General features: G+C 61.2%; 16 protein-coding genes and 1 pseudogene. 7 read left to right on the forward strand and 10 right to left on the reverse strand.

Annotated features, from left to right (window positions below; genetic code table 11):
• Positions 1-178 precede the first annotated feature (178 nt).
• The 3 genes from gdhA (at position 179) to ACZ0AI_RS21515 (ending at position 5012) form a co-directional block, all read left to right on the forward strand.
• Entirely contained in the window at positions 179-1513 is a 1335-nt protein-coding gene (gdhA, locus tag ACZ0AI_RS21505; protein ID WP_463563609.1) for an NADP-specific glutamate dehydrogenase, read from the forward strand.
• 266 nt (positions 1514-1779) lie between these two features.
• A complete protein-coding gene (locus tag ACZ0AI_RS21510) occupies positions 1780-2244 on the forward strand; it encodes a hypothetical protein (protein ID WP_463563610.1) in 465 nt (154 codons plus the stop codon).
• A gap of 245 nt (positions 2245-2489) precedes the next feature.
• Positions 2490-5012, forward strand: a complete 2523-nt coding sequence (locus ACZ0AI_RS21515) for a PepSY domain-containing protein (protein WP_463563611.1) — start codon at positions 2490-2492, stop codon at positions 5010-5012.
• On the opposite strand, the gene ACZ0AI_RS21520 is transcribed toward ACZ0AI_RS21515, so the two are convergent.
• The 6 genes from ACZ0AI_RS21520 to ACZ0AI_RS21545 all read right to left on the reverse strand — a co-directional run bounded on the left by ACZ0AI_RS21520 (position 5009) and on the right by ACZ0AI_RS21545 (position 11572).
• Positions 5009-5977 (reverse strand): peptide ABC transporter ATP-binding protein, encoded by a 969-nt coding sequence (locus tag ACZ0AI_RS21520; protein ID WP_463563612.1) that lies wholly within the window; start codon positions 5975-5977, stop codon positions 5009-5011. The genes ACZ0AI_RS21515 and ACZ0AI_RS21520 overlap by 4 nt on opposite strands.
• Positions 5977-6951, reverse strand: coding sequence for an ABC transporter ATP-binding protein (locus ACZ0AI_RS21525; RefSeq protein ID WP_463563613.1), 975 nt, complete (start codon positions 6949-6951; stop codon positions 5977-5979). Before ACZ0AI_RS21525 ends, ACZ0AI_RS21520 begins: the two co-directional genes overlap by 1 nt.
• Before the next feature lie 70 nt (positions 6952-7021).
• Complete coding sequence (locus tag ACZ0AI_RS21530; protein ID WP_463563614.1) at positions 7022-7930, reverse strand: ABC transporter permease subunit; 909 nt, start codon at positions 7928-7930, stop codon at positions 7022-7024.
• 152 nt (positions 7931-8082) lie between these two features.
• Complete coding sequence (locus ACZ0AI_RS21535; protein WP_463563615.1) at positions 8083-9093, reverse strand: ABC transporter permease subunit; 1011 nt, start codon at positions 9091-9093, stop codon at positions 8083-8085.
• A gap of 146 nt (positions 9094-9239) precedes the next feature.
• Entirely contained in the window at positions 9240-10829 is a 1590-nt protein-coding gene (locus tag ACZ0AI_RS21540) for an ABC transporter substrate-binding protein (RefSeq protein ID WP_463565990.1), read from the reverse strand.
• Positions 10830-11005: 176 nt separating this feature from the next.
• A complete protein-coding gene (locus tag ACZ0AI_RS21545; protein WP_225835301.1) occupies positions 11006-11572 on the reverse strand; it encodes a cupin domain-containing protein in 567 nt (188 codons plus the stop codon).
• Between the two features lie 187 nt (positions 11573-11759).
• Here ACZ0AI_RS21545 and ACZ0AI_RS21550 point away from each other — a divergent pair, with 187 nt between their 5' ends.
• Entirely contained in the window at positions 11760-12989 is a 1230-nt protein-coding gene (locus ACZ0AI_RS21550) for a M24 family metallopeptidase (protein WP_463563616.1), read from the forward strand.
• A gap of 296 nt (positions 12990-13285) precedes the next feature.
• On the opposite strand, the pseudogene ACZ0AI_RS21555 reads toward ACZ0AI_RS21550, so the two are convergent.
• Together ACZ0AI_RS21555 and ACZ0AI_RS21560 are read right to left on the reverse strand one after the other, a co-directional pair.
• Positions 13286-14886 (reverse strand): annotated as a pseudogene (locus tag ACZ0AI_RS21555) (ABC transporter substrate-binding protein).
• 244 nt (positions 14887-15130) lie between these two features.
• The gene (locus ACZ0AI_RS21560; protein ID WP_463563618.1) at positions 15131-15841 is read right to left on the reverse strand and encodes an SIMPL domain-containing protein; all 711 of its coding nucleotides are present in this window, start codon (positions 15839-15841) and stop codon (positions 15131-15133) included.
• A gap of 252 nt (positions 15842-16093) precedes the next feature.
• Between ACZ0AI_RS21560 and ACZ0AI_RS21565 the strand changes: the two genes are divergently transcribed.
• Complete coding sequence (locus tag ACZ0AI_RS21565) at positions 16094-17353, forward strand: ATP-binding protein (RefSeq protein WP_463563619.1); 1260 nt, start codon at positions 16094-16096, stop codon at positions 17351-17353.
• A 15-nt stretch (positions 17354-17368) separates the two neighbouring features.
• Entirely contained in the window at positions 17369-17929 is a 561-nt protein-coding gene (locus ACZ0AI_RS21570; protein WP_463563620.1) for a response regulator transcription factor, read from the forward strand.
• 34 nt (positions 17930-17963) lie between these two features.
• Here the strand turns inward: ACZ0AI_RS21570 and ACZ0AI_RS21575 are convergent, their stop codons facing one another.
• Positions 17964-18899: a LysR family transcriptional regulator gene (locus ACZ0AI_RS21575; RefSeq protein ID WP_463563621.1), complete on the reverse strand. Its 936-nt coding sequence runs from the start codon at positions 18897-18899 to the stop codon at positions 17964-17966.
• Positions 18900-19038: 139 nt separating this feature from the next.
• Here ACZ0AI_RS21575 and ACZ0AI_RS21580 point away from each other — a divergent pair, with 139 nt between their 5' ends.
• Positions 19039-20253, forward strand: coding sequence for a cation:dicarboxylate symporter family transporter (locus tag ACZ0AI_RS21580; protein ID WP_463563622.1), 1215 nt, complete (start codon positions 19039-19041; stop codon positions 20251-20253).
• A 19-nt stretch (positions 20254-20272) separates the two neighbouring features.
• On the opposite strand, the gene ACZ0AI_RS21585 is transcribed toward ACZ0AI_RS21580, so the two are convergent.
• Entirely contained in the window at positions 20273-20809 is a 537-nt protein-coding gene (locus ACZ0AI_RS21585; RefSeq protein ID WP_463563623.1) for a hypothetical protein, read from the reverse strand.
• Positions 20810-20813: the final 4 nt, after the last annotated feature.

Raw genomic sequence — 20813 nt, forward strand, 5'->3', positions numbered from 1 at the left:
GCTGTTTGTTTTATTTTGGTGCGTTAACTTCGCGCCTATCAGTCATATTTGAACGGTATTTTACGTTTAAGCACCAAAAACTTTCATAAAAGCGTCATTTCGCCCTTTTTTAGGGCGATAAGTTCTTGCTAGAGTCGCGCCACTTTATTTATCGGCGCAGGGACGCCAGGAGCTTTTCATGACGCTTTCCGTAGACCGCTTTCTCGACCGCCTGAAGCAGCGCGACCCTGATCAGCCGGAATTCCACCAGGCGGTGGAAGAAGTGCTGCGCAGCCTGTGGCCGTTCCTCGAGGCCAATCCTCATTATCTGGAGGCGGGAATCGTCGAGCGCATCGTCGAGCCCGAGCGGGCAGTGCTGTTCCGGGTGCCGTGGGTGGATGATGCGGGCAAGGTGCAGGTCAATCGCGGTTTCCGTGTGCAGATGAACAGCGCCATCGGCCCGTACAAAGGTGGCCTGCGCTTCCATCCGTCGGTGAACCTCAGCGTGCTCAAGTTCCTGGCCTTCGAGCAGACCTTGAAGAATTCCCTGACCTCGCTGCCCATGGGCGGTGGCAAGGGTGGCGCGGATTTCGATCCCAAGGGCAAGAGCGATGCCGAAGTGATGCGCTTCTGCCAGTCGTTCATGAGCGAGCTGTACCGCCATATCGGTGCGGATCTCGACGTGCCGGCCGGTGATATCGGCGTTGGTGCCCGCGAGATCGGCTATATGTTCGGGCAGTACAAGCGGTTGGCCAACGAGTTCTCCTCGGTACTCACCGGCAAGGGCCTGAGCTACGGCGGCAGCCTGATCCGCCCCGAAGCGACCGGCTATGGCTGCGTGTATTTCGCCGAGGAAATGCTCAAGACCCGTGGCCGCAGCTTCGACGGCCAGCGCGTGGCGATCTCCGGCTCCGGCAATGTGGCGCAGTACGCGGCGCGCAAGGTGATGGATCTGGGTGGCCAGGTCATCTCCTTCTCTGACTCGGAAGGCACGCTATACGCCGAAGGCGGCTTCAGCGAGCAGCAGTGGCTGGACGTGATGGAGCTGAAGAACCGCAGGCGCGGGCGTCTGAGTGCCCTGCAAAGTAGCGAGCTGCGCTTCCTGGCTGGTCAGCGGCCGTGGAGCCTGGCGTGCGATATCGCCTTGCCATGCGCGACCCAGAACGAGCTGAATCTGGACGACGCCCGCACGCTGCTGGGCAATGGCTGCGTGTGCGTCGCCGAAGGCGCCAACATGCCGACCACCCTGGAGGCCGTGGATCTGTTCATCGAGCACGGCACCCTGTTCGCGCCCGGCAAGGCATCCAATGCCGGTGGCGTTGCGGTCAGCGGCCTGGAAATGTCGCAGAACGCCATGCGTCTGCACTGGAGCGAAGGCGAGGTGGACGAGAAGCTGCACGGCATCATGCAGTCCATCCACGCTGCCTGCGTGCGCCACGGCGAGGAAAACGGCACCATCAACTATGTGAAAGGCGCCAATATCGCCGGCTTCGTCAAAGTGGCGGATGCGATGTTGGCCCAGGGCGTGGTTTAAACGCAGCACGCGCAGCAGGGCAATCCTGCTGCGCTATCCCACCCCCTCGTCAGGCAGGGCCATTGCCCTGATCGATCTGGCAGCCAAAACATCTTCTGTTGGATCCAGCACAACGGCCGTTCCGTTATGGGTTCTGACTCGCAAAAAACACTCAACCATCTCCACTGTCACGACTCTTACACACAAGAGGATGAAAATGCCTCCCCGTTGCGGCAGCAGGATGTCGTCGCGGGTCAGAACAACACTGGATTAACGAGAGTCGTGTAATGAAATCGATCCCTGGAATGCTCGAAGGCGCAATGGCCGTCCGCTTCTATCAAAGTGTGAATGGCCCTTTCCCCATCGAAGTCGGCGCCGCCGTGCCTGGCTCGAGCATGTCCGCCATCGTCAAACCGACTGTCGAGCTGGCAATGCTCGACCCCGTGAGTGAAGAGGAGCTTGGGCTGTCGCTTCTGGAAGCCGAAGCCACCGGGTTGCTGCCAGAAAAGGTCTGTGACCAGCTCAATGCTTTTCTCGGCGGGCACCGGGTCAATTGCACCAGTACGGCCGAGGTCGAGGCTATCACCCATCTGTTCCGAGCCTGCGCCATCGAGCCGGAGTTTCAGCTGGCGACGCTGGATGCTGCCGCGCTGTATCTGCCCAAGGCACCGCCGGTGGATCAGTACCCGGAAACCATCGCCCGGGATCTGTTCATACTCGCCAAACCGTTCGAAGCGCGTCGGCTGCGCTAAGCAGCGCCTCGGGTCTTTACATAGGTAAAGATGCGAATATCTGTTGCATGATAATCACTATCGAATAGACTCCCGCCTCAAATGGCCCGCTTGATTCGGCGCCATACCAGTCGGCTGACCAGCCCCGCCCATGCTTCGCGCTGGCGGGGTTTTGTGTGTTCAGGGAATGAGTTCGCTCCCTGACTGCGTCCTCGGCAGCCAACTGACTTCCTCCACTGCGGCGCGTGTTTTCAGAGTCGATTCCGGTGTTCAAGAAAATCCTCTTCCAGTTGCACTGGTTTTTTGGCATCACTGCCGGCCTGGTGCTGGCCCTGATGGGCTTGACCGGTGCGCTGTACAGCTTTCAGGAGGAGATCCTGCTGGCGATCAATCCGCAGATGGCGGTGACGGCGCAGCCGGGATCGGTGCTCGAACCCGGTGAGATGATCGAGCGCTTGCAGGTCCAAGGCATCAGCGTGTCCGGCCTCTATGTGGATACCGAGGGTGGCCAGCCAGCGCGGGTTTTCCTGACGCCGCCGCCGGGCGAGCGACGCGGTGGTGTGCGCTTCGTCGACCCTTACACCGCCGAGTCACTGGGCGAACCTCGGGGCATGGCGTTCTTTGGTCTGATGCTGCAACTGCATCGTTTCCTCGCCATGGGGCAGACGGGCCGGCAGATCACCGGCGCCTGTACCATCGCCCTGGTGTTCTTCTGCCTGTCCGGGCTTTATCTGCGCTGGCCGCGACGGGTGTTCAGCTGGCGTGCCTGGCTGACGTTCGACTGGGCCAAGAAGGGCCGTGCTTTCAATTGGGATCTGCATGCGGTGGTCGGCACCTGGTGCCTGCCGATTTATCTGTGTGCGGCGCTGACGGGCCTGTATTGGTCATACGACTGGTACCGCAGCGGCCTGGAAACCCTGCTCAGCGATACGCCGCGTGAGGCAGGCGAGGGGCGTGGACGACGCGGCCCGCCAGCCGATGGTCAGCCAATGCCTGAGGTGAACTACGCGAACCTCTGGCAAGGCATTCAGCGAACGGCGGGCGACAAGCTCGGCGTTTACAGCCTGCAACTGCCCAATGCGCTCGGCCAGCCGGCGCGGGTGTTCTTCATGCTGCGCGACGCCGAGCACACTCGCGCCTTCAATCAGATGCAGCTCGACCCACTGACCGGCGAAGCCAAACAGGTCGAGCGCTACGCCGAGAAGTCGTTCAAGGCGCAACTGCTGGCCAGCGTCTACGCCCTGCACACTGGTGAGTACTTCGGCATGATCGGGCGGGTGCTGATGATGGTCGCCAGCCTGCTGATGCCATTGTTCTTTATTACCGGTTGGTTGCTGTATCTGGACAGGCGACGCAAGAAGCGTGCGGCGCTGGCTGCTCGGCAGGCGCTGGCTGGTAGCGAGGGTGGTGAATCCTGGCTGGTGGGGTTCGCCAGCCAGAGTGGCTTCGCCGAGCAACTGGCCTGGCAGACCGCCGGGCAATTGCAGGCCGCCGGCATGACGGTGGAGGTGCAGCCGCTGGCGCGCATCGATACCGCCAGGCTGAGCGCCACGCCCCGTGCACTGCTGGTTGTCAGTACCTTCGGTGATGGCGAGGCGCCGGACAGCGCGCGCGGCGTCGAAAAACAATGGCTGGCGGCGACGCTGGATCTACCGCACCTGCGCTACGCGGTACTTGCCCTCGGTGATCGGCAGTACAGCCAGTTCTGCGGCTTCGCCCGGCGCCTCGACGACTGGTTGAGCAGTCGCGGTGCCCAGCGTCTCGGTGAGCGTATCGAGGTTGACGGCGATGACGAGCAAGCGCTGCTCGGCTGGCAGCAGCAATTGGCTGACCTGACCGGGGTGCAGCCGCTGCCCGTGCAACAGGTGCCCTTCGATGGCTGGACGCTGCACGAGCGTACATGCCTCAACCCCCTCGGCCAGGGCCAGAGCACCTGGCTGATTGGCTTGCAGCCTCCGCCCGGAGCCTTGTGGGAGGCTGGCGATATCCTGGAGATTGTGCCGCGCAATGGCGCGGCACAGGTCAGTCGCTGGTTGCACGAGCATGGTTTACAGGCGCTGGAGTCCGTGGTCATCGAGCCATTGGGCCACACGCTCGGCGAGGCATTGAGCGCTCGCCAGTTGCCGCATAGCGCCAGCCATCTGGTCGGTTTGCATGCCCAGGCGCTGCTCGATGCGCTGGTGCCGCTGCCGAGCCGTGAGTACTCCATCGCCTCCTTGCCCGAGGACGGCAAGCTGGAGCTGATCGTGCGCCGGCAACACCTGGGCAACGGGCAGTTGGGCGCGGGCTCCGGCTGGTTGACCGAGCACCTGTTGGTTGGCGCACAGCTGCTGGCGCGGGTGCGACGCAACAGCGGTTTTCATGTTCCCGCGGATGATCGGCCGGTGATCCTGATAGGCAATGGCACGGGCTTGGCCGGTCTGCGCAGCCTGCTAAAAACACGCATCGCTGCCGGTCATACGCGCAACTGGCTACTGTTCGGCGAGCGCAGTGCCGAGCACGACTTCTACTGCCGTGACGAGCTGCAGGGCTGGGTGAGTGGCTGCCAACTGCAGCGTCTGGATCTGGCTTTCTCACGTGATCAGGCGCAACGCATCTACGTGCAGGATCGCTTGCGCGAGGCTGCCGACGAACTGCGTAGCTGGGTGCAGGACGGCGCCGCCGTGTACGTGTGCGGCAGTTTGCAAGGGATGGCGGGTGGCGTGGATATCGTGTTGCGCGAGGTGCTGGGCGACGAGGCTGTCGACGCCCTTGTCGAGCAAGGGCGCTACAGGCGAGACGTTTATTAAGCCAACTGCTCGGCGTGGTGACACGCTACTTCGCGGCCATCGAGCGGGCGTAGCAGCGGCAGTTCTGCCTCGCAGCGTTCGGTGGCGTAGGGGCAGCGCTTGTGAAAGGCGCAGCCCGATGGCGGGTTCAGCGGGTTGGGCAGCTCGCCGACGATCTTGATCTTCGGTTTGCTCGGATCCGGATGGATGGTCGGCGTGGCCGACAGCAGCGCCTTGGTGTACGGATGCAGCGGGCGTTCGTAGATACGCTCGCTGGGGCCGATTTCCGCCGGACGGCCGAGGTACATGACCAGTACATCGTCCGCCACGTGGCGCACCACCGAGAGGTTGTGGGAGATGAACACGTAACCGGTCTTGAACTCTTCCTGCAGATCCATGAACAGGTTGAGCACTTGGGCCTGGATCGACACGTCGAGCGCCGAGGTCGGCTCATCGGCCACCAGCACCTTGGGGGTGAGCATCATGGCGCGGGCCAGGGCTATGCGCTGGCGTTGGCCGCCAGAGAACATGTGCGGGTAGCGCTGGTAATGCTCGGGGCGCAGGCCGACCTGGCTCATCATCGCCTGAACTTTCTCACGTCGTTCAGTGCGCGACAGGCTGGTGTTGATCACCAGCGGTTCAGCCAGTTGATCACCGATCTTCTGCCGCGGATTGAGCGAGGCGTAGGGGTTCTGGAAGACCATCTGCACATCGCGGCGCAATTGCTTGCGGGTCTGTGCGCTGGCGCCATTCACCTCATTGCCGGCGATCTGCAGCGAGCCCGAGGAGGGCTCTTCAATCAGCGTCAGGGCGCGCGCCAGGGTGGATTTGCCGCAGCCGGATTCACCGACCACGGCCAGGGTCTTGCCTGCCTCCAGTTGGAAAGACACGCCGTTGAGTGCCTGTACTGTGGCGCTGGGTTTGAACAGCCCTTGGGACACGGCGTAGTGACGCGTCAATTGGCGTGCGGTCAGGACGGTCGTCATCACGCCACCTCGGCATTCAGATTGAGCGGGAAATGGCAGCGCACGGCGCCACGCTCATGGGGTTCCAGTGCCGGGCGGCGTTCATGGCAGCTCGGCTGTACGTAGGGGCAGCGTGGCGAGAGTAGGCAACCTTTGGGCCGGTCATAGCGCCCAGGCACGATGCCGGGCAGAGTCGACAGGCGCGTGGCGCCCAGGCTATGTTCGGGAATCGCCTTGATCAGCGCTTCGGTGTAGGGATGGGTCGGCGCATCGAACAGCATCGGCACCTGGCCCAGCTCCACAGCCTGGCCGGCGTACATCACGCAGACCCGGTTGGCGGTTTCGGCGACCACGGCCAGGTCGTGAGTGATCAGCACCAGGCCCATGTTCTGCTCGCGCTGCAAATCGAGCAGTAGCTCCATGATCTGCGCTTGAATCGTTACGTCAAGGGCGGTGGTGGGTTCATCGGCAATCAGTAGTTTGGGCTCGGCAGCGATCGCCATGGCGATCGCGACGCGCTGGCTCATGCCGCCGGACAGCTGATGCGGATAGGCCTCGAGGCGGCTGGCCGCGCCCGGAATCTCTACCCGTTCGAGCAGTTGCAGGGCGCGCTGACGAGCTGCCTTGCCCTTGAGGCCGAGGTGCTGGCGCAGCACTTCTTCGATCTGGAAGCCGACGGTGAAGCTGGGGTTCAGCGCGGTCATCGGATCTTGGAAGATCATCGACAGATCCTTGCCGACAATATGACGCCGCTGCCGACCCTTGAGGGTGAGCATGTCGGTGCCGTCGAATACCAGGCGATCTGCGCGGACGATGCCAGGTGCGTCGATCAGGCCCATCAGCGCCATCATGGTCACCGATTTGCCAGAACCGGACTCGCCGACGATGGCCAGCACTTCTCCCTTGTCGACGTTCAGGTCGAGACCATCGACCACCGGCACGGCGTTGGCGTCGCCGAAGCGCACGCTCAGGTTGCGGATCTCCAGCAGGCTCATCGGGCGGCCTCCGTCTGTGGGCTAGGCGCCTGATGGCTAGTAATGCGGAGGTTATTCATGGTCGGCCTCCTCAGATCGCGTTCTTGAGCTTGGGATCCAGCGCATCGCGCAGGCCGTCGCCCATCAGGTTGATCGCCAGCACGCTGAGCAGAATCGCCAGCCCTGGCAGCGTGACGACCCACCACGCACGCTCGATATAGTCGCGGGCCGACGCCAGCATGGTGCCCCACTCGGGTGTTGGCGGTTGCACGCCCAGGCCGAGGAAGCCCAGGGCAGCGGCGTCTAGGATTGCCGAGGAAAAACTCAGGGTCGCCTGCACGATCAACGGTGCCATGCAGTTGGGCAGCACGGTGATGAACATCAGGCGCGGCAGGCTGGCGCCGGCCAGGCGTGCGGCGGTGACGTAGTCGCGGTTCAATTCGCCCATCACTGCAGCGCGGGTCAAGCGGACGTAAGAAGGCAGCGAGACGATGGCGATGGCGATCACCGTGTTGATCAGCCCTGGGCCGAGGATGGCGACGATGGCCACGGCCAGCAGCAACGACGGCAGGGCCAGCATGATGTCCATCAGGCGCATGATGGACGGCCCCATCAGGCGCGGAAAGAAGCCCGCCACCAAGCCCAGCAGTAACCCGGGAATCAGCGAGATGATCACTGAGGCGAGGCCGATCAGCATCGACAGGCGAGCACCGTGGATCAGCCGCGAAAGCAGGTCGCGGCCGACCTCGTCGGTGCCGAGGAAAAAGCGCCACTGGCCACCGTCCAGCCACACCGGCGGTGTCAGCAGGGCATCGCGAAATTGTTCGCTGGGCGAGTAGGGCGCGATCCATGGGGCAAACAAGGCGCAGAACACAATCAACACCATGAAGCCGAGACCGGCCACGGCGCCCTTGTTATGGCTGAAGGCGCTCCAGAATTCCTTCATTGGTGACGGGTAGAGCAGGCTCTGGTCGAGAGGCGTGGTTGTGGTTGAGGTCATGCTAGCGCCTCGATGCTTTGTCTTTCGCGATAATGGCCGGTGGGTAGGGTGGATGACGCTTCACCCATCCACCATTTCGGATTACGGTTGGTAGACGGATGAGGCGTCGTCCACCCTACGACTGTCTTGGTTTCAAGGGTCATGGCCGGCTCTCAGCGCTGATGGCGGATGCGTGGGTTGGCCAATCCATAGAGGATGTCCACCACGAAATTGACCAGGATCACCAGGCAGGCGATCAACAGGATGCCGTTCTGCACCACCGGGTAGTCACGGGCGCCGATCGACTCAATCAACCACTTGCCAATGCCTGGCCAGGAGAAGATGGTTTCGGTCAGCACAGCGCCGGCCAGCAACGTACCGACCTGCAGGCCAAACACGGTCAGCACCGGAATCAGCGCATTGCGCAGGCCGTGGATGAACACCACGCGGGCGGGCGACAGGCCCTTGGCGCGTGCAGTACGTACATAGTCTTCGCGCAGCACTTCGAGCATCGCCGAGCGGGTCATGCGGGCGATCACCGCCAGCGGGATGGTGCCCAGCGCGATGGCCGGCAGAATCAGGTGGCGCAGGGCATCGATGAAGGCGCCGTCTTCATCGGAAAGCAGGGTGTCGATGAGCATGAAGCCGGTCACCGGCGGTATGTCGTAGAGCAGGTCGATGCGCCCGGATACGGGCGTCCAGCCCAGCCATACCGAGAAGAACATGATCAGTAGTAGGCCCCACCAGAAAATGGGCATCGAATAGCCGGTGAGTGAGATGCCCATCACGCCGTGATCGAACAGAGAGCCGCGCTTCAGTGCAGCGATAACCCCGGCGATCAGCCCTAAGGTGCCGGCGAACAGCAGGGCGGCCAGGGTCAGTTCCAGGGTGGCGGGAAACAGGGTGGTGAATTCGTCCCAGACCGGCGTGCGAGTCCGCAGCGATTCGCCCAGGTCACCCCGCGCCAGTTGGCTGATGTAGTCGATGTACTGAGCGTACAGCGGCTTGTTCAGGCCCAGGCGTTCCATGGCTTCGGCGTGCATCTGCGGATCTACCCGGCGTTCGCCCATCATCACTTCCACGGGGTCACCAGGAATCATGCGAATGAGTGCGAAGGTCAGCAGGGTGACGCCAAAAAAGGTGGGAATCAGCAGGCCCAGGCGGCGCGCAATGAAACTCAGCATGGGGGTGGGTAACTCCTAATCAGGACGGCATCGAGCAGCAGGGAATTCTGGCGATTCCTTCGCTTACTTGCAGGTTAGCTGTTCGACCACGACGTTACCCGGGCGTTTTGCCCGGGTTCGCCGTTCGAGAACGGTGCGCGACGGTATCAGTCGTTGCTCACACCGATAAAGCTGTTACGCCCGAAGGGGCTGATCTGGAAGCCTTTGACGCTGGTGCGCATCGGTTGGTAGACCGTGGAGTGGGCGATCGGGGTGATCGGCACTTCACGCTTGAGAACCACCTGAGCCTGACGATACAGCTCGCTGCGTTCTTCTTGGTCAGTGACGCGCTTGGCGGCTACTACCAGCTTGTCGTACTCGGCGTCGCACCACTTGGAGAAGTTGTTGCCGTCTACCGAGGCGCAACCGTACAGGGTGCCGAGCCAGTTGTCGGGGTCACCGTTGTCACCGGTCCAGCCGATCAGCATGGCGTCGTGCTCGCCGGCATGGGCGCGCTTGATGTACTCGCCCCACTCATAGCTGACGATACGAGCCTTGATGCCGACCTTGGCCCAGTCGCTCTGCAGCATCTCGGCCATCAGACGGGCATTAGGGTTGTACGGGCGTTGAACGGGCATGGCCCACAGGGTGATCTCGGTGCCTTCTTTCACGCCGGCAGCCTTGAGCAGTTCCTTGGCTTTTTCCGGGTTGTAGGCGGCGTCCTTGATCGATTCGTCATACGACCACTGGGTCGGCGGCATGCCGTTCACGGCAAGCTGGCCGGCGCCCTGGTACACGGCGTCGATGATCGCTGACTTGTTCACCGCCATGTCCAGCGCCTGACGCACTTCGAGCTTGTCGAATGGCGCGCGGGTGACGTTGTAGGCGATGTAGCCGACGTTGTAGCCAGGCTCGGTCGGTACGTTGAGATTCTTGTCCGCCTGCAAGGCCTTGAGATCGGCCGGGCGCGGGTTGAGGGTCACGTGGCACTCACCGGCGCGCAGCTTCTGTGCACGTACCGAAGCATCGGTGTTGATCGAGAAAATCAGGTTGTCGATCTTCACCAGTTCGGGCGCCCAATATTCCTTGTTGCCCTTGAAGCGGATCACCGCGTCTTTCTGGTAGCGGCTGAATACGAATGGGCCAGTGCCGATAGGCTTCTGGTTGATGTCAGCGGCCTTGCCGGCCTTGAGCAACTGGTCGGCATACTCGGCCGAATGCACGGCGGCGAAGCTCATCGCCAGGTTCTGCACGAAGGCGGCGTCCACGGCGTTGAGGGTGAAGACCACGGTCTTGTCGTCGGTCTTCTCGACCTTGGCGATGTTCTTATCCAGGCCCATGTCGGTGAAGTACGGGAACTCACTCGGGTACGCCTTGCGGAACGGGTGGTTGCGATCGAGCATGCGCTGGAAGGTGAACAGCACGTCGTCGGCATTGAAGTCGCGGGTCGGTGTGAAGTAGTCGGTGGTGTGGAACTTGACCCCTTCACGCAGATGGAAGGTGTAAGTCAGGCCGTCTTCGCTGATGTCCCACGAGCTGGCCAGAGACGGTTGCGCCTTGGTGCCGCCGCGCTCGAATTCCGCCAGGCGGTTGAAGATGGTTTCCGAAGCCGCATCGAAGTCGGTACCGGTGGTGTACTGGCCAGGGTCGAAACCGCCCGGGCTGCCTTCGGAGCAATACACCAGGTTACTGGCCTGGGCGAGCGAAGCACTGGTGAGCAGTCCTGCGGTGAGCAGAGCCTTACACAGGGGAGACATGCGCATGCGAACCTCTTTTTCTTTTTGTTCGCGCCTGGGTTCAGCGCGAGCTCGGAATGCGGTGAAGGCGGATAGCCCACCGGGTCGAACTCGAAATTAAGTCATGCTGAAATTTCGGTCAACAAAAATTAAGCAGCACTAACATTGCGCATAATTGCCCTGAATTGGGGCGAAATTCACTCGTTGGCAGGGCGGTCGTCGAAAAGCGCCATGGTGGTCATGGTCAGTACTTCGGCAGGAGCATCTGCAGCATTGGCCAGGCGGTGCAGTTTGCCCGCGTCGAAATGCACCGAGTCGCCCGGCCCGAGGGGATAGTCGCGCCCCTCGATGGTGTAGACGATCTGCCCGGTAAGCACGTAGGAGAACTCCACGCCCTCGTGGGCGATCAGCTCCGACTGGTAGCCCACCGGGATGTTCATCTTCACCGCGTTGATCGAGTTGCCGGGGAACGAGCTGGACAGGCGTTCGTAGGCCAGCAGCTGGCCGCCCACGGTATAGCGAACCCGCTCGTTGACGTGGGAATCCGGCTGCGCCTGGGCAGGCTGATCGAACAGGACGTTGAGCGGCACTTCGAGGGATTTGGCAATGCTCGCCAGGGATGACAGTGACACGCCGGTGAGGTTGCGCTCTGCCTGGGACAGGAAGCTGGCGGTCAGGCCGGCATCTGCCGCTACCTGGTTGAGGGTCTTGCCGGCGGCCCGCCGGTAACGGCGCAAGCGTTCGCCAATGCGATCTGCGGTCATGAAAGGGGCTCGCTGTTCGGATCGTCGCAGTATACCCATGAGCTGCAGGGACTTCAGCTTGAGCGGCAGATCCTTTTTAAGTCTGACTGAAAAATACTTTGACCAAAATTTAAGCTGCACTTAAATTCTGCCGTAGCGATCGACCTGTCGACGATGCCCGTTGCAGGCCCAAGAAGAGGATGCGCAGATGACACTGGGAGTGGGCGGCAGCACGCCAGAGCAGGCGTTGGCACGTTTGCAGGACATGACGACCGGCAGCGTGCCGATCAGTGATGCGGAATACCAGGCACGCATCGCACGGGCTCAGGTACTGATGCGTGAGCAGGGTATTTCCGCTCTGTTCCTCTCGGCAGGTAGCAACCTGCAGTACTTCACTGGCGTTAAGTGGAACCCCAGCGAACGAATGGTCGGGGCGATTTTGCCGGCGGATGGCGTGCTGGAGTATCTGGCTCCCACATTCGAAGAAGGCACCGTGCTCGACTTTCAGGTCGTGCCGGGCGTCATCAATACCTGGGAAGAGCATGAAAGCCCTTATGCGCTCCTGCTGAGGTGCCTACGGCGCTTGGGCGTAGCGCCCAATGATGGTGCGCAACCTCAGGTAGGTCTTTGTTCTTCTTTGCCTTTTTTCATGTTTGAAGGCATTCGCCAACTGACCAACGGTTACCGTTTCGTCGATGCCGGGCGTATCACCACGGCCTGTCGGCAGCATAAATCAGCGGCGGAAATCGCTCTGATGCAACGTGCCAAGGACATGACCCTGGAAGTGCACAAGGCCGCCGCGAGCATTCTTCGCGAAGGTATCAGCACGACCGAGGTAACCGAGTTCATTCGCCAGGCCCACCGCAAGGTCGGCGCGCCGGGCTCGATCTTCTGCATCGTGCTGTTCGGGCCGGCCAGTGCCTTTCCGCACGGGGTCAAGCACGCGCAGCACCTCAAGGACGGTGACATGGTGTTGATCGACACCGGCTGCCAGGTGCACAGCTACCTGTCGGACATCACCCGCAGCTACGTGTTCGGTACCCCCAGCGCGCGTCAGCGCGAGTTCTGGGACAAGGAGAAGGCTGCTCAGCAGGCCGCGTTCGAAGCCGCCATAATCGGTGCGTCGTGTGCCTCCGTGGACGCCGCCGCGCGGCGCAGCCTGGAAGCTGCCGGGCTTGGCCCAGGCTACAAATTGCCAGGCTTGTCGCACCGTACCGGCCACGGTATCGGTCTGGACATCCACGAGGGGCCCTATCTGGTCGGTGGCGATGACACGCCGCTGGCCGAAGGCATGTGTTTCAGCAACGAGCCGATGATCTGCGTGCCGGGCGAGTTTGGCGTTCGCCTCGAAGATCACTTCTACATGACCGCCAACGGCCCACGCTGGTTTACCCAGCCGAGCCATTCGGTGGACGACCCGTTCGGGTTGAACGCCTGAACCGTCCTTAGAGCCGATCTTTTTAGGCGACATAAAGAGACTGCTATAAGGCAGGAGCGGACGGTGGATGCAGAGCTTTCTTTTTGTAGGAGGGGCTTTAGCCGCGAGCTCTATTGAAGAGCAAAGAGCTTGCGGCTAAAGCGGATCGCCGCCCGGCCCCTCCCACGAGATCGCCGCCGTCCGCCTACGCCCTCTTGCAGGCAAAGCGCTGAAGTCGATCCTGAAGATTGTGAGCAGGGTCTTAGAAACGAAAACGCCCGGCCAATTGGCCGGGCGTTTTCATTCTGCCTGCAGCGTTATTCGATGCTCACGCCGTAGAAGGAGTTGATCCCGAACGGGCTGATTTTGAAGTCCTTAACCCGGATGCTCATCGGCTGATACACCGTGGAGTGGGCGATGGGCGTGTTCTGCACGTCGGCCTTGAGCAGATGCTGGGCCTGTTTGTAGAGCACGGTACGCTCTTCACGATCGTTGATCGCCTTGGCCTTCTTCAGCAGCCCGTCGAACTCCTTGTTGCACAGGCGGCTGTAGTTGTTGCCGCCGATGGCATCACAGCCGTACAGCACGCTCAGCCAGTTGTCGGGGTCACCGTTGTCACCGGTCCCAACCGATCAGCAGCGCGTCGTGTTCGCCGGCCTTGGCGCGTTTGTTGTACTCGCCCCATTCGTAGCTGACGATGCGCGCCTTGATGCCGATCTTGGCCCAGTCGGCCTGGAGCATCTCGGCCATTAGCTTGGCGTTGGGGTTGTACGGGCGCTGCACGGGCATGGCCCACAGGGTGATCTCGGTGCCTTCCTTCACGCCCGCAGCCTTGAGCAATTCCTTGGCCTTTTCCGGGTTGTAGGGGGTGTCCTTGATGGTGTCGTCATAGGACCAGCTGGGTCGGCGGCATGCCATTCACGGCAATCTGCCCGGCGCCCTGGTACACGGCATTGATGATCGCCTGCTTGTTGACCGCCATGTCCATGGCCTGGCGCACTTCCAGCTTGTCGAACGGCTTGTGCTCGGTGTTGTAAGCCAGGTAGCCGACGTTGAAACCGGCCTGCTCGGGCATCTGCAGTTTCGGATCCTTTTTCAGGGCTTCGAGGTCGGCTGGGCGCGGGAATACGCTAACGTGGCACTCGCCAGCACGCAGTTTCTGCATGCGCACCGACGGATCGGTGTTGATGGCGAAGATCAGGTTGTCGATCTTCACGTCCTCGGGCAGCCAGTACTCGGTGTTGCCCTTGTAACGAATCTGCGAGTCTTTCTGGTAGCGGCTGAACACGAATGGCCCGGTGCCGATGGGCTTCTGGTTGATGTCTGAGGCTTTGCCAGCCTTGAGCAACTGCGCCGCGTATTCGGCCGAGTGAATCGAGGCGAAACTCATCGCCATGTTCTGAATGAAGGCCGCATCGACGGTGTTCAGGGTGAAGCGCACCGTGTGCTCGTCGACCTTCTCGAGCTTGGCGATGTTCTTGTCCATGCCCATGTCGGTGAAGTAGGGGAACTCGGTGGGGTAGGCCTTACGGAACGGATCATCCTTGCTAAGCATGCGATTGAACGTGAACAACACGTCGTCGGCGTTGAATTCGCGACTCGGCTTGAAGTACTCGGTGGTGTGGAACTTCACCCCTTCGCGCAGGTGGAAGGTATAGGTGAGGCCGTCCTCACTGATGTCCCACTTCTCTGCCAACCCGGGTACGACGGCAGTGCCGCCGCGCTCGAACTGCGAAAGGCGGTTGAAGATGGTTTCTGCACCGGCATCGAAGTCGGTACCCGTGGTATAGAGCCCAGGGTCGAAGCCGGCTGGGCTGCCCTCCGAGCAGTACACCAGGGTGCTGGCAGCCATGGCGAACGGTGCACTGGCGATCAGCCCCGCGGCTACAAAAGCCTGAATAACGGCATTCTTACGCATGCTTACCTCATGTCTATTATGGTTTTGGTGAGGGGTCTTCAAGAGCAACAGATGCATTCTCCAAATCGTGGAGATGCGTCCGTTAACACTAGACCTTGTTCAGCTCTATGCACGGGATATGCCGAATATGGGGAGGGAAAATAATTCTGCGGAGAATAGGTGACACGACGGTGAGTAAAGGCCGTATTTCGGCGGTGATGCCGCGCAGGCACCGCTGTCGAGTGACAGCGGTGCCTGCTCCGTTTCAGGGCATCTGAATTTCAATAACGCCGTCAGCGCTAAGGGTTACCTGGCTAGTACCGGCTTCGACTTCCGGGGTCACGCTGTCGCTGGAGAACGATGCGGCCTTCATGGCTTCCATGCGCATCGGTGGGCGCACGAAGCCGCCACTGTTGAGGCCCAGGCTGACCAGCTTGTAGCTCTTGCCGCCCAGAGCTTCGGTGGTCAACTGCGCACGTTCCTTGAAGGCCGCAACGGCGTCCTTGATCAGCGCGTCCTCTTCTTTCTTACGCGTGGCGTCGGCGATGCTGAAACTCATGCCGCCCATTTTCAGGGTCTTGAGCATGTCGCCGGTCAGCTTGGAGAGGGCAGCGAAGTCGGCGCTTTCCAGGCGGATCTCGGCACGCTCGCGCCAGGCACTGATTTCCTCACCCTTCTCGTTGTAGACCGGATAGCTGTTGCGGCTGCCTTGGGAAACGCTGACGCCTTTCACACCTCGGGCCTGGGTCAGCCCGGCATTGAGGATGCGGGTGATTTCCGCGGCGAGGGCGGCAGGATCCTTGTGCTGGGCCTCGGTGTACAGGGTGACCTGCATCAGGTCGTGGGCTACTTCATGGCTGACCTGGGTGCTGAGGGAAATCTGGTTGTAGCGGGGCTCATCGGCCTGGGCGGCAATGCTGAACAGGCTAGCTGTGGTGAAGGCCAGAGCAGTGGCGAGGCGGGACAGTGGCTGCATGGTGGTTCCTTATCGATGACGTGTACGGCTGAACGGCCGTGTTCATGAGGGTAGACGAGGCGACTTGGCGATTCGGGTTAAGCTCAGTTGAAAAAATATCTGCCCATCTCTGACCGCTATTTTCGGCAGGTGACTTTTTTATCAGGTGCCTGGGCCGGCAATCATCGTACGACTGCGGCGCGTTGCCGCATCAGGCCGTTGGCGGGCTTGGTTATACTCGACAGGCTCGCCAACGAGCATAGAGGAGTATAGATGCTCGCCCCCGTACAACTGCTGTCCGCCAGTCGCCAGAACCTGTGGCGTTTGACCCTGATCCGTTTCCTGGTGCTGGCTGCGCAGGCCGGTTCGGTTGGTCTTGCCTACAAGTCCGAGTTGCTGCCGCTGCCCTGGCTGCAGTTGAGCATCACCCTTGGGGCCTCGCTGGTGCTGTGCCTGCTCACCGCGTTGCGACTGCGTGGCCCCTGGCCGGTGACCGAGGCCGAGTACGCAATCCATCTCGGTTTCGACCTGATCATTCACAGCGTGCTGCTCTATTATTCGGGCGGCTCGGCCAACCCCTTCGTTTCCTATTATCTGGTGCCGCTGACCATTGCCGCAGCGACACTGCCGTGGCTGTTCACCATGACCCTCGCGGGCATGGCGCTGGCCTCCTACACGCTGCTATTGATGTGGTCGCACCCGCTGCAGTTGCCGGTCGGGCCGCGGGAAAGCCTGCTGGTCTACGGCATGTGGCTGAGCTTCGCCCTGGCGGCGGGGCTGATCACTTTCTTTGTCGCCAAGATGGCCGAAGAACTGCGCCAGCAGGAAAAACTGCGCGCCGAGCGTCGTGAGCAGGGTATGCGTGATCAGCAACTGCTGGCCGTAGCCACCCAGGCCGCTGGCGCCGCTCACGAACTCGGTACGCCCTTGTCTACCATGAGCGTGCTGATCAAGGAGCTGCGCCGCGAGCACCAGAACCCACTGCTGCAGGAAGACCTGGCGCTGCTCCAGGAGCAGGTCAAGCTGTGCAAGGAAACGCTTCAGCAACTGGTACGCGCCGCCGAAGCGGATCGCCGCCAGGCCGTGGTGGAAATGTCCTCGGTGGACTGGCTGGAAACCACCCTGAATCGCTGGCACTTGATGCGGCCTGAGGCCAGCTATCGTTATGAGTGCCTGGGTGTCGGCAAGCCGCCACAATTGATGCCTCCGGCAGATCTGACCCAGGCGCTGCTCAACTTGCTCAACAACGCCGCCGATGCCTGCCCGGAGAACCTGCAGATTTGCCTGGACTGGGATCATCAGTGGGTACGGCTTGCCATCCGTGACTACGGTGCGGGTGTACCCTTGGCCATTGCCGAGCAATTGGGCCGGCCGTTCTTCACCACCAAAGGCAAGGGCAAGGGATTTGGCCTCGGGCTGTTCCTCAGCCAGGCCAGCGTGACTCGCGCCGGTGGCACGGTGAAGCTGTATAACCATCAAGAAGGCGGCACGCTCACCGAGCTCAAGCTGCCACGGGCTTACGTTCGGGCCTGAGTTAAGGAGTGATGTATGAGTGACGAAGCGCTGCTGGACAGTGAAGAACAACCCCATCTGCTGCTGGTCGATGATGACCCTACCTTCACCCGCGTGATGGCGCGGGCCATGAGCAGTCGTGGCTTGCGTGTAACGACCGCTGCCTCCGCTGAGGAAGGCCTGGCCATCGCCACGCAGGACTTGCCGGATTACGCCGTGCTCGACCTGAAAATGGAAGGCGATTCCGGCCTGGTGCTGCTGCCCAAGCTGCTGGAACTGGATGCCGAAATGCGCGTGGTGATTCTCACCGGCTATTCGAGCATCGCCACTGCAGTGGAGGCCATCAAGCGCGGTGCCTGCAACTATCTGTGCAAGCCCGCGGACGCCGACGACGTGCTCGCCGCGTTGCTGACTCAGCATGCCGACCTCGACACCCTGGTGCCGGAAAATCCCATGTCGGTGGATCGCCTGCAGTGGGAGCACATCCAGCGCGTACTGGCCGAGCACGAAGGCAACATCTCGGCGACTGCCCGTGCCCTCGGTATGCATCGCCGTACCCTGCAGCGCAAACTGCAGAAGCGCCCCGTTCGTCGCTGAGTACCGTGTGTTGCCATGAACGCTTGCGGTGCGCTCAGTTCGTGAGTGCGATCTGTTCCTTGCGGTACAGGCTGCTCAAATGACGAGCCAACTGGATGAAATTGCCGGTAGCCGGTGACTGATTAAAACTCCGGCTCGCCAGCGTGATTGGTGCAACCAGGCGGGGTTTGGCATCGCGGATTCGGCGATAGGCGACGCTGTCCACGTGAAAGCCTTTCATGGATGCCGGCACCACTGAAATGCCGGCGCCAGCAGCAACCAGGCTGACGTTGGTCAGCATGCGTTCGATTTCAAATGCTATCTTCGGTTCGAAGCCCGCGTTGCGGCAGGCTTGCATCAGATTGGCATACATACCCGGTGCGCCAGGTCGACGAACCAGAATGAAGTGCTCGCCGGACAGGTCTTTCAGAGCGATGGATGCTTCGCCAGGCCCCTTCAGTTGGGGATGGCCAGCCGGCAAGACCAATAACATCTCCTCATTGAACAGCCGATGAAACTGCACGCCCTGCGGGCTCGATACCGGTGCGCGGAGGATGCCGACATCGACCCGTTCGTTGGTGACCTGATCGGTCAGATCGCCCGCGTTTCCTTCGTGCAGCGTGATGTTCACGCCTGGATAACTTTTCCGGTATTCACGAATTATTCGGGGAATCAAAGGGTGCGATGCGGCTGAGCTGGTGAATCCGACACTCAAAGTACCCACAATACCCTGCGCCGTGTGGGCTGCCATGGTGGTGGCCCGCTCCACGTGCTGCAAAATCTCCTTTGCTTCACGTAAGAAAATCTCGCCACCGGTCGTGAGGTCGACCCCTTTGGCGTGACGCATAAACAACTCGAAGCCCAGCTCTTGCTCGAGCGCCCGAATCTGCTGACTCAGCGGCGGCTGTTGTATACCCAGTCGGGCTGCGGCGCGTGTGAAGTGCTTTTCCTCCGCGACCATAACGAAGTAGCGAAGGTGGCGGAGTTCCATTCAGTGTTCGCCTCGAGAAAAATTGATAGGGCCACTGTGCGACGGCGACACACAATATCGAATCGATTCCTGGTGGGATAGGATGGAGCAACATGCTCGGTGCTCTACCGTAAGCGAATAATAAAAATATCAGGCTCCGATGATCGTTCGTCTTGCCCGTTCCCGCGTTACCCTAATCGTGCTGGCCGTTTCGTTTGGCGGCTTGCTGGGTGTCTGGCGGCCAGCGCTGGCCACTCAGATGAAACCTCTCAGCGACCTGTTCATTACCAGCGTGGGTCTGGTGACGCCGGTTGTCATATTCGTGCTGATCTGTTCGAGCGTGGCACGTATGCGGGGTGATGGCGCGACCCTTCACCTCGGCCTCAAGGCAGTTGCCTATTGGCAGCTGATGTCTTTGCTGTCGTTGGCTTGTGGGTTGTCCGTGGCTGCGTTGTTGCGGCCCGGCGGCGATGCCATGGCCGGCGCCGAAGCCTCTGCGGTGGATATGGCGCCGATCAATATCCAGTTCTTTGCGCAGATTCCGGCGCTGCTGTGGGCCGCATTCGCCCAAAGCATCATTCTCAAGACGCTGCTCGCCGCATTTCTGGTGGGCGTGTTGCTGGGACGTGCCGGCGAGCGAGGGCTGGTGTGGCGGCAAGCGCTAGATACCTCGGTCGGCCTGGTCTTCAGGCTGATGCGCGTTATTGTCCTCTTCGCTCCTTTGGCGGCGTTTGGGGCCATTGCATTCACCATCGGCAAGCACGGTCCAGGCGCAGCCGTTCCGCTGCTCAAGTTCGTCGGCGTTGCCTATGCCACCTGTCTGCTGTTCATCGCGCTGGTGATGGCGTTGATGGCCAGGCTGGCTGGAGCGAGCCTGCTGCGTCTGATCGTCCATGTCAGGGAGGAGCTGCTGCTGGTGGCCGCAACGGGTTCATCCGTTGCGGCACTGCCTCGCTTGATCGACAAGCTGGAAGCGGCCGGTTGCGACAGTCAATTGGTGCGTCCGATCCTCACGGCTGGCTATAACTTCAACCTCAATGGCACCAACCTTTATCTGGGCGTCGCCGTGCTGTTCCTCGCACAATTGGCTCATGTCGACCTGACTATCCAACAGTTGCTCACTCTGCTTTTGGTCAGCCTGTTCACTTCCCTGGGGGCGACCAGCGTAGCGGGTTCGGCGTTCATCACGCTTGCCGCGACGCTGAGCGTGGTTCAGATAGTGCCGCTGGAGGCGCTGGGTATTCTCGTCGGCGTCGAGCGGCTAATGAAGTGTCGCTCGTTGACCAATGTGTTGGGCAATTGCGTCGCGTGCCTGGTGCTCGCCCGCTGGCATGACGCTCAGGATCGCGCAAGATTGAGCCGCGTGCTGGGCTGAGTCTTCGCAAGCAGCTGAATCATTGCCATGCCTCAAGTGACAGGTCAGGCCGTTGTACATGAAGGTGCTGCAGTTTGGCGCCGATGCCATCGCCCAGCAGGATTATTTCGCGCAAGGCAGGGAAGTGCCGACGTCGCTCAAGATGATTGATCAGGCCACGCAACACGCTTAGCGCGGTTATTCCATGATATCCGGCGGTCGACGCCTCGCCGCGGCTCCAGCCGTCAGCGTGCCAGCCAGGCATGTCAGGCTGCAGACGTTGGTCATCGGCATCGAGAAAGTGCACGGTAAGGAGCAGGACCTGATGCAGGTCTTGCTCGGGAGAATGAGCTGTTGTGCTCTGTAGTCGTACCACTACCTGCCGAATGTCTGTGGGCGGGTTGTACAGATCGGCACTGGCGCTGACCAGCAGGGCGAAAGTGTGGCCCTCGTCGGCCAGACGCAGTATCTGAACTGACTTCATATTCGCCGAAGCAGGCTTGGCGGTTTTCACCGCTGCGCCGTTAAGCGCAGCGATCAATACGAGCAGCGCTGTGAGCAGTGCTTGGCGGAACATCGCT

It is taken from the genome of Pseudomonas sp. AC355 (assembly GCF_979258205.1).

What these genes read in the sequence shown, in the direction of transcription:
- gdhA (WP_463563609.1), top strand. Translation starts at nt 179, where the DNA reads ATGACGCTTTCCGTAGACCGCTTTCTCGACCGCCTGAAGCAGCGCGAC.
- ACZ0AI_RS21560 (WP_463563618.1), bottom strand. Translation starts at nt 15,841, where the DNA reads ATGCAGCCACTGTCCCGCCTCGCCACTGCTCTGGCCTTCACCACAGCT.
- ACZ0AI_RS21570 (WP_463563620.1), top strand. Translation starts at nt 17,369, where the DNA reads ATGAGTGACGAAGCGCTGCTGGACAGTGAAGAACAACCCCATCTGCTG.
- ACZ0AI_RS21585 (WP_463563623.1), bottom strand. Translation starts at nt 20,809, where the DNA reads ATGTTCCGCCAAGCACTGCTCACAGCGCTGCTCGTATTGATCGCTGCG.
- ACZ0AI_RS21580 (WP_463563622.1), top strand. Translation starts at nt 19,039, where the DNA reads ATGATCGTTCGTCTTGCCCGTTCCCGCGTTACCCTAATCGTGCTGGCC.
- ACZ0AI_RS21520 (WP_463563612.1), bottom strand. Translation starts at nt 5,977, where the DNA reads ATGACGACCGTCCTGACCGCACGCCAATTGACGCGTCACTACGCCGTG.
- ACZ0AI_RS21550 (WP_463563616.1), top strand. Translation starts at nt 11,760, where the DNA reads ATGACACTGGGAGTGGGCGGCAGCACGCCAGAGCAGGCGTTGGCACGT.
- ACZ0AI_RS21565 (WP_463563619.1), top strand. Translation starts at nt 16,094, where the DNA reads ATGCTCGCCCCCGTACAACTGCTGTCCGCCAGTCGCCAGAACCTGTGG.
- ACZ0AI_RS21510 (WP_463563610.1), top strand. Translation starts at nt 1,780, where the DNA reads ATGAAATCGATCCCTGGAATGCTCGAAGGCGCAATGGCCGTCCGCTTC.
- ACZ0AI_RS21530 (WP_463563614.1), bottom strand. Translation starts at nt 7,930, where the DNA reads ATGACCTCAACCACAACCACGCCTCTCGACCAGAGCCTGCTCTACCCG.
- ACZ0AI_RS21535 (WP_463563615.1), bottom strand. Translation starts at nt 9,093, where the DNA reads ATGCTGAGTTTCATTGCGCGCCGCCTGGGCCTGCTGATTCCCACCTTT.
- ACZ0AI_RS21525 (WP_463563613.1), bottom strand. Translation starts at nt 6,951, where the DNA reads ATGAGCCTGCTGGAGATCCGCAACCTGAGCGTGCGCTTCGGCGACGCC.
- ACZ0AI_RS21575 (WP_463563621.1), bottom strand. Translation starts at nt 18,899, where the DNA reads ATGGAACTCCGCCACCTTCGCTACTTCGTTATGGTCGCGGAGGAAAAG.
- ACZ0AI_RS21540 (WP_463565990.1), bottom strand. Translation starts at nt 10,829, where the DNA reads ATGTCTCCCCTGTGTAAGGCTCTGCTCACCGCAGGACTGCTCACCAGT.
- ACZ0AI_RS21545 (WP_225835301.1), bottom strand. Translation starts at nt 11,572, where the DNA reads ATGACCGCAGATCGCATTGGCGAACGCTTGCGCCGTTACCGGCGGGCC.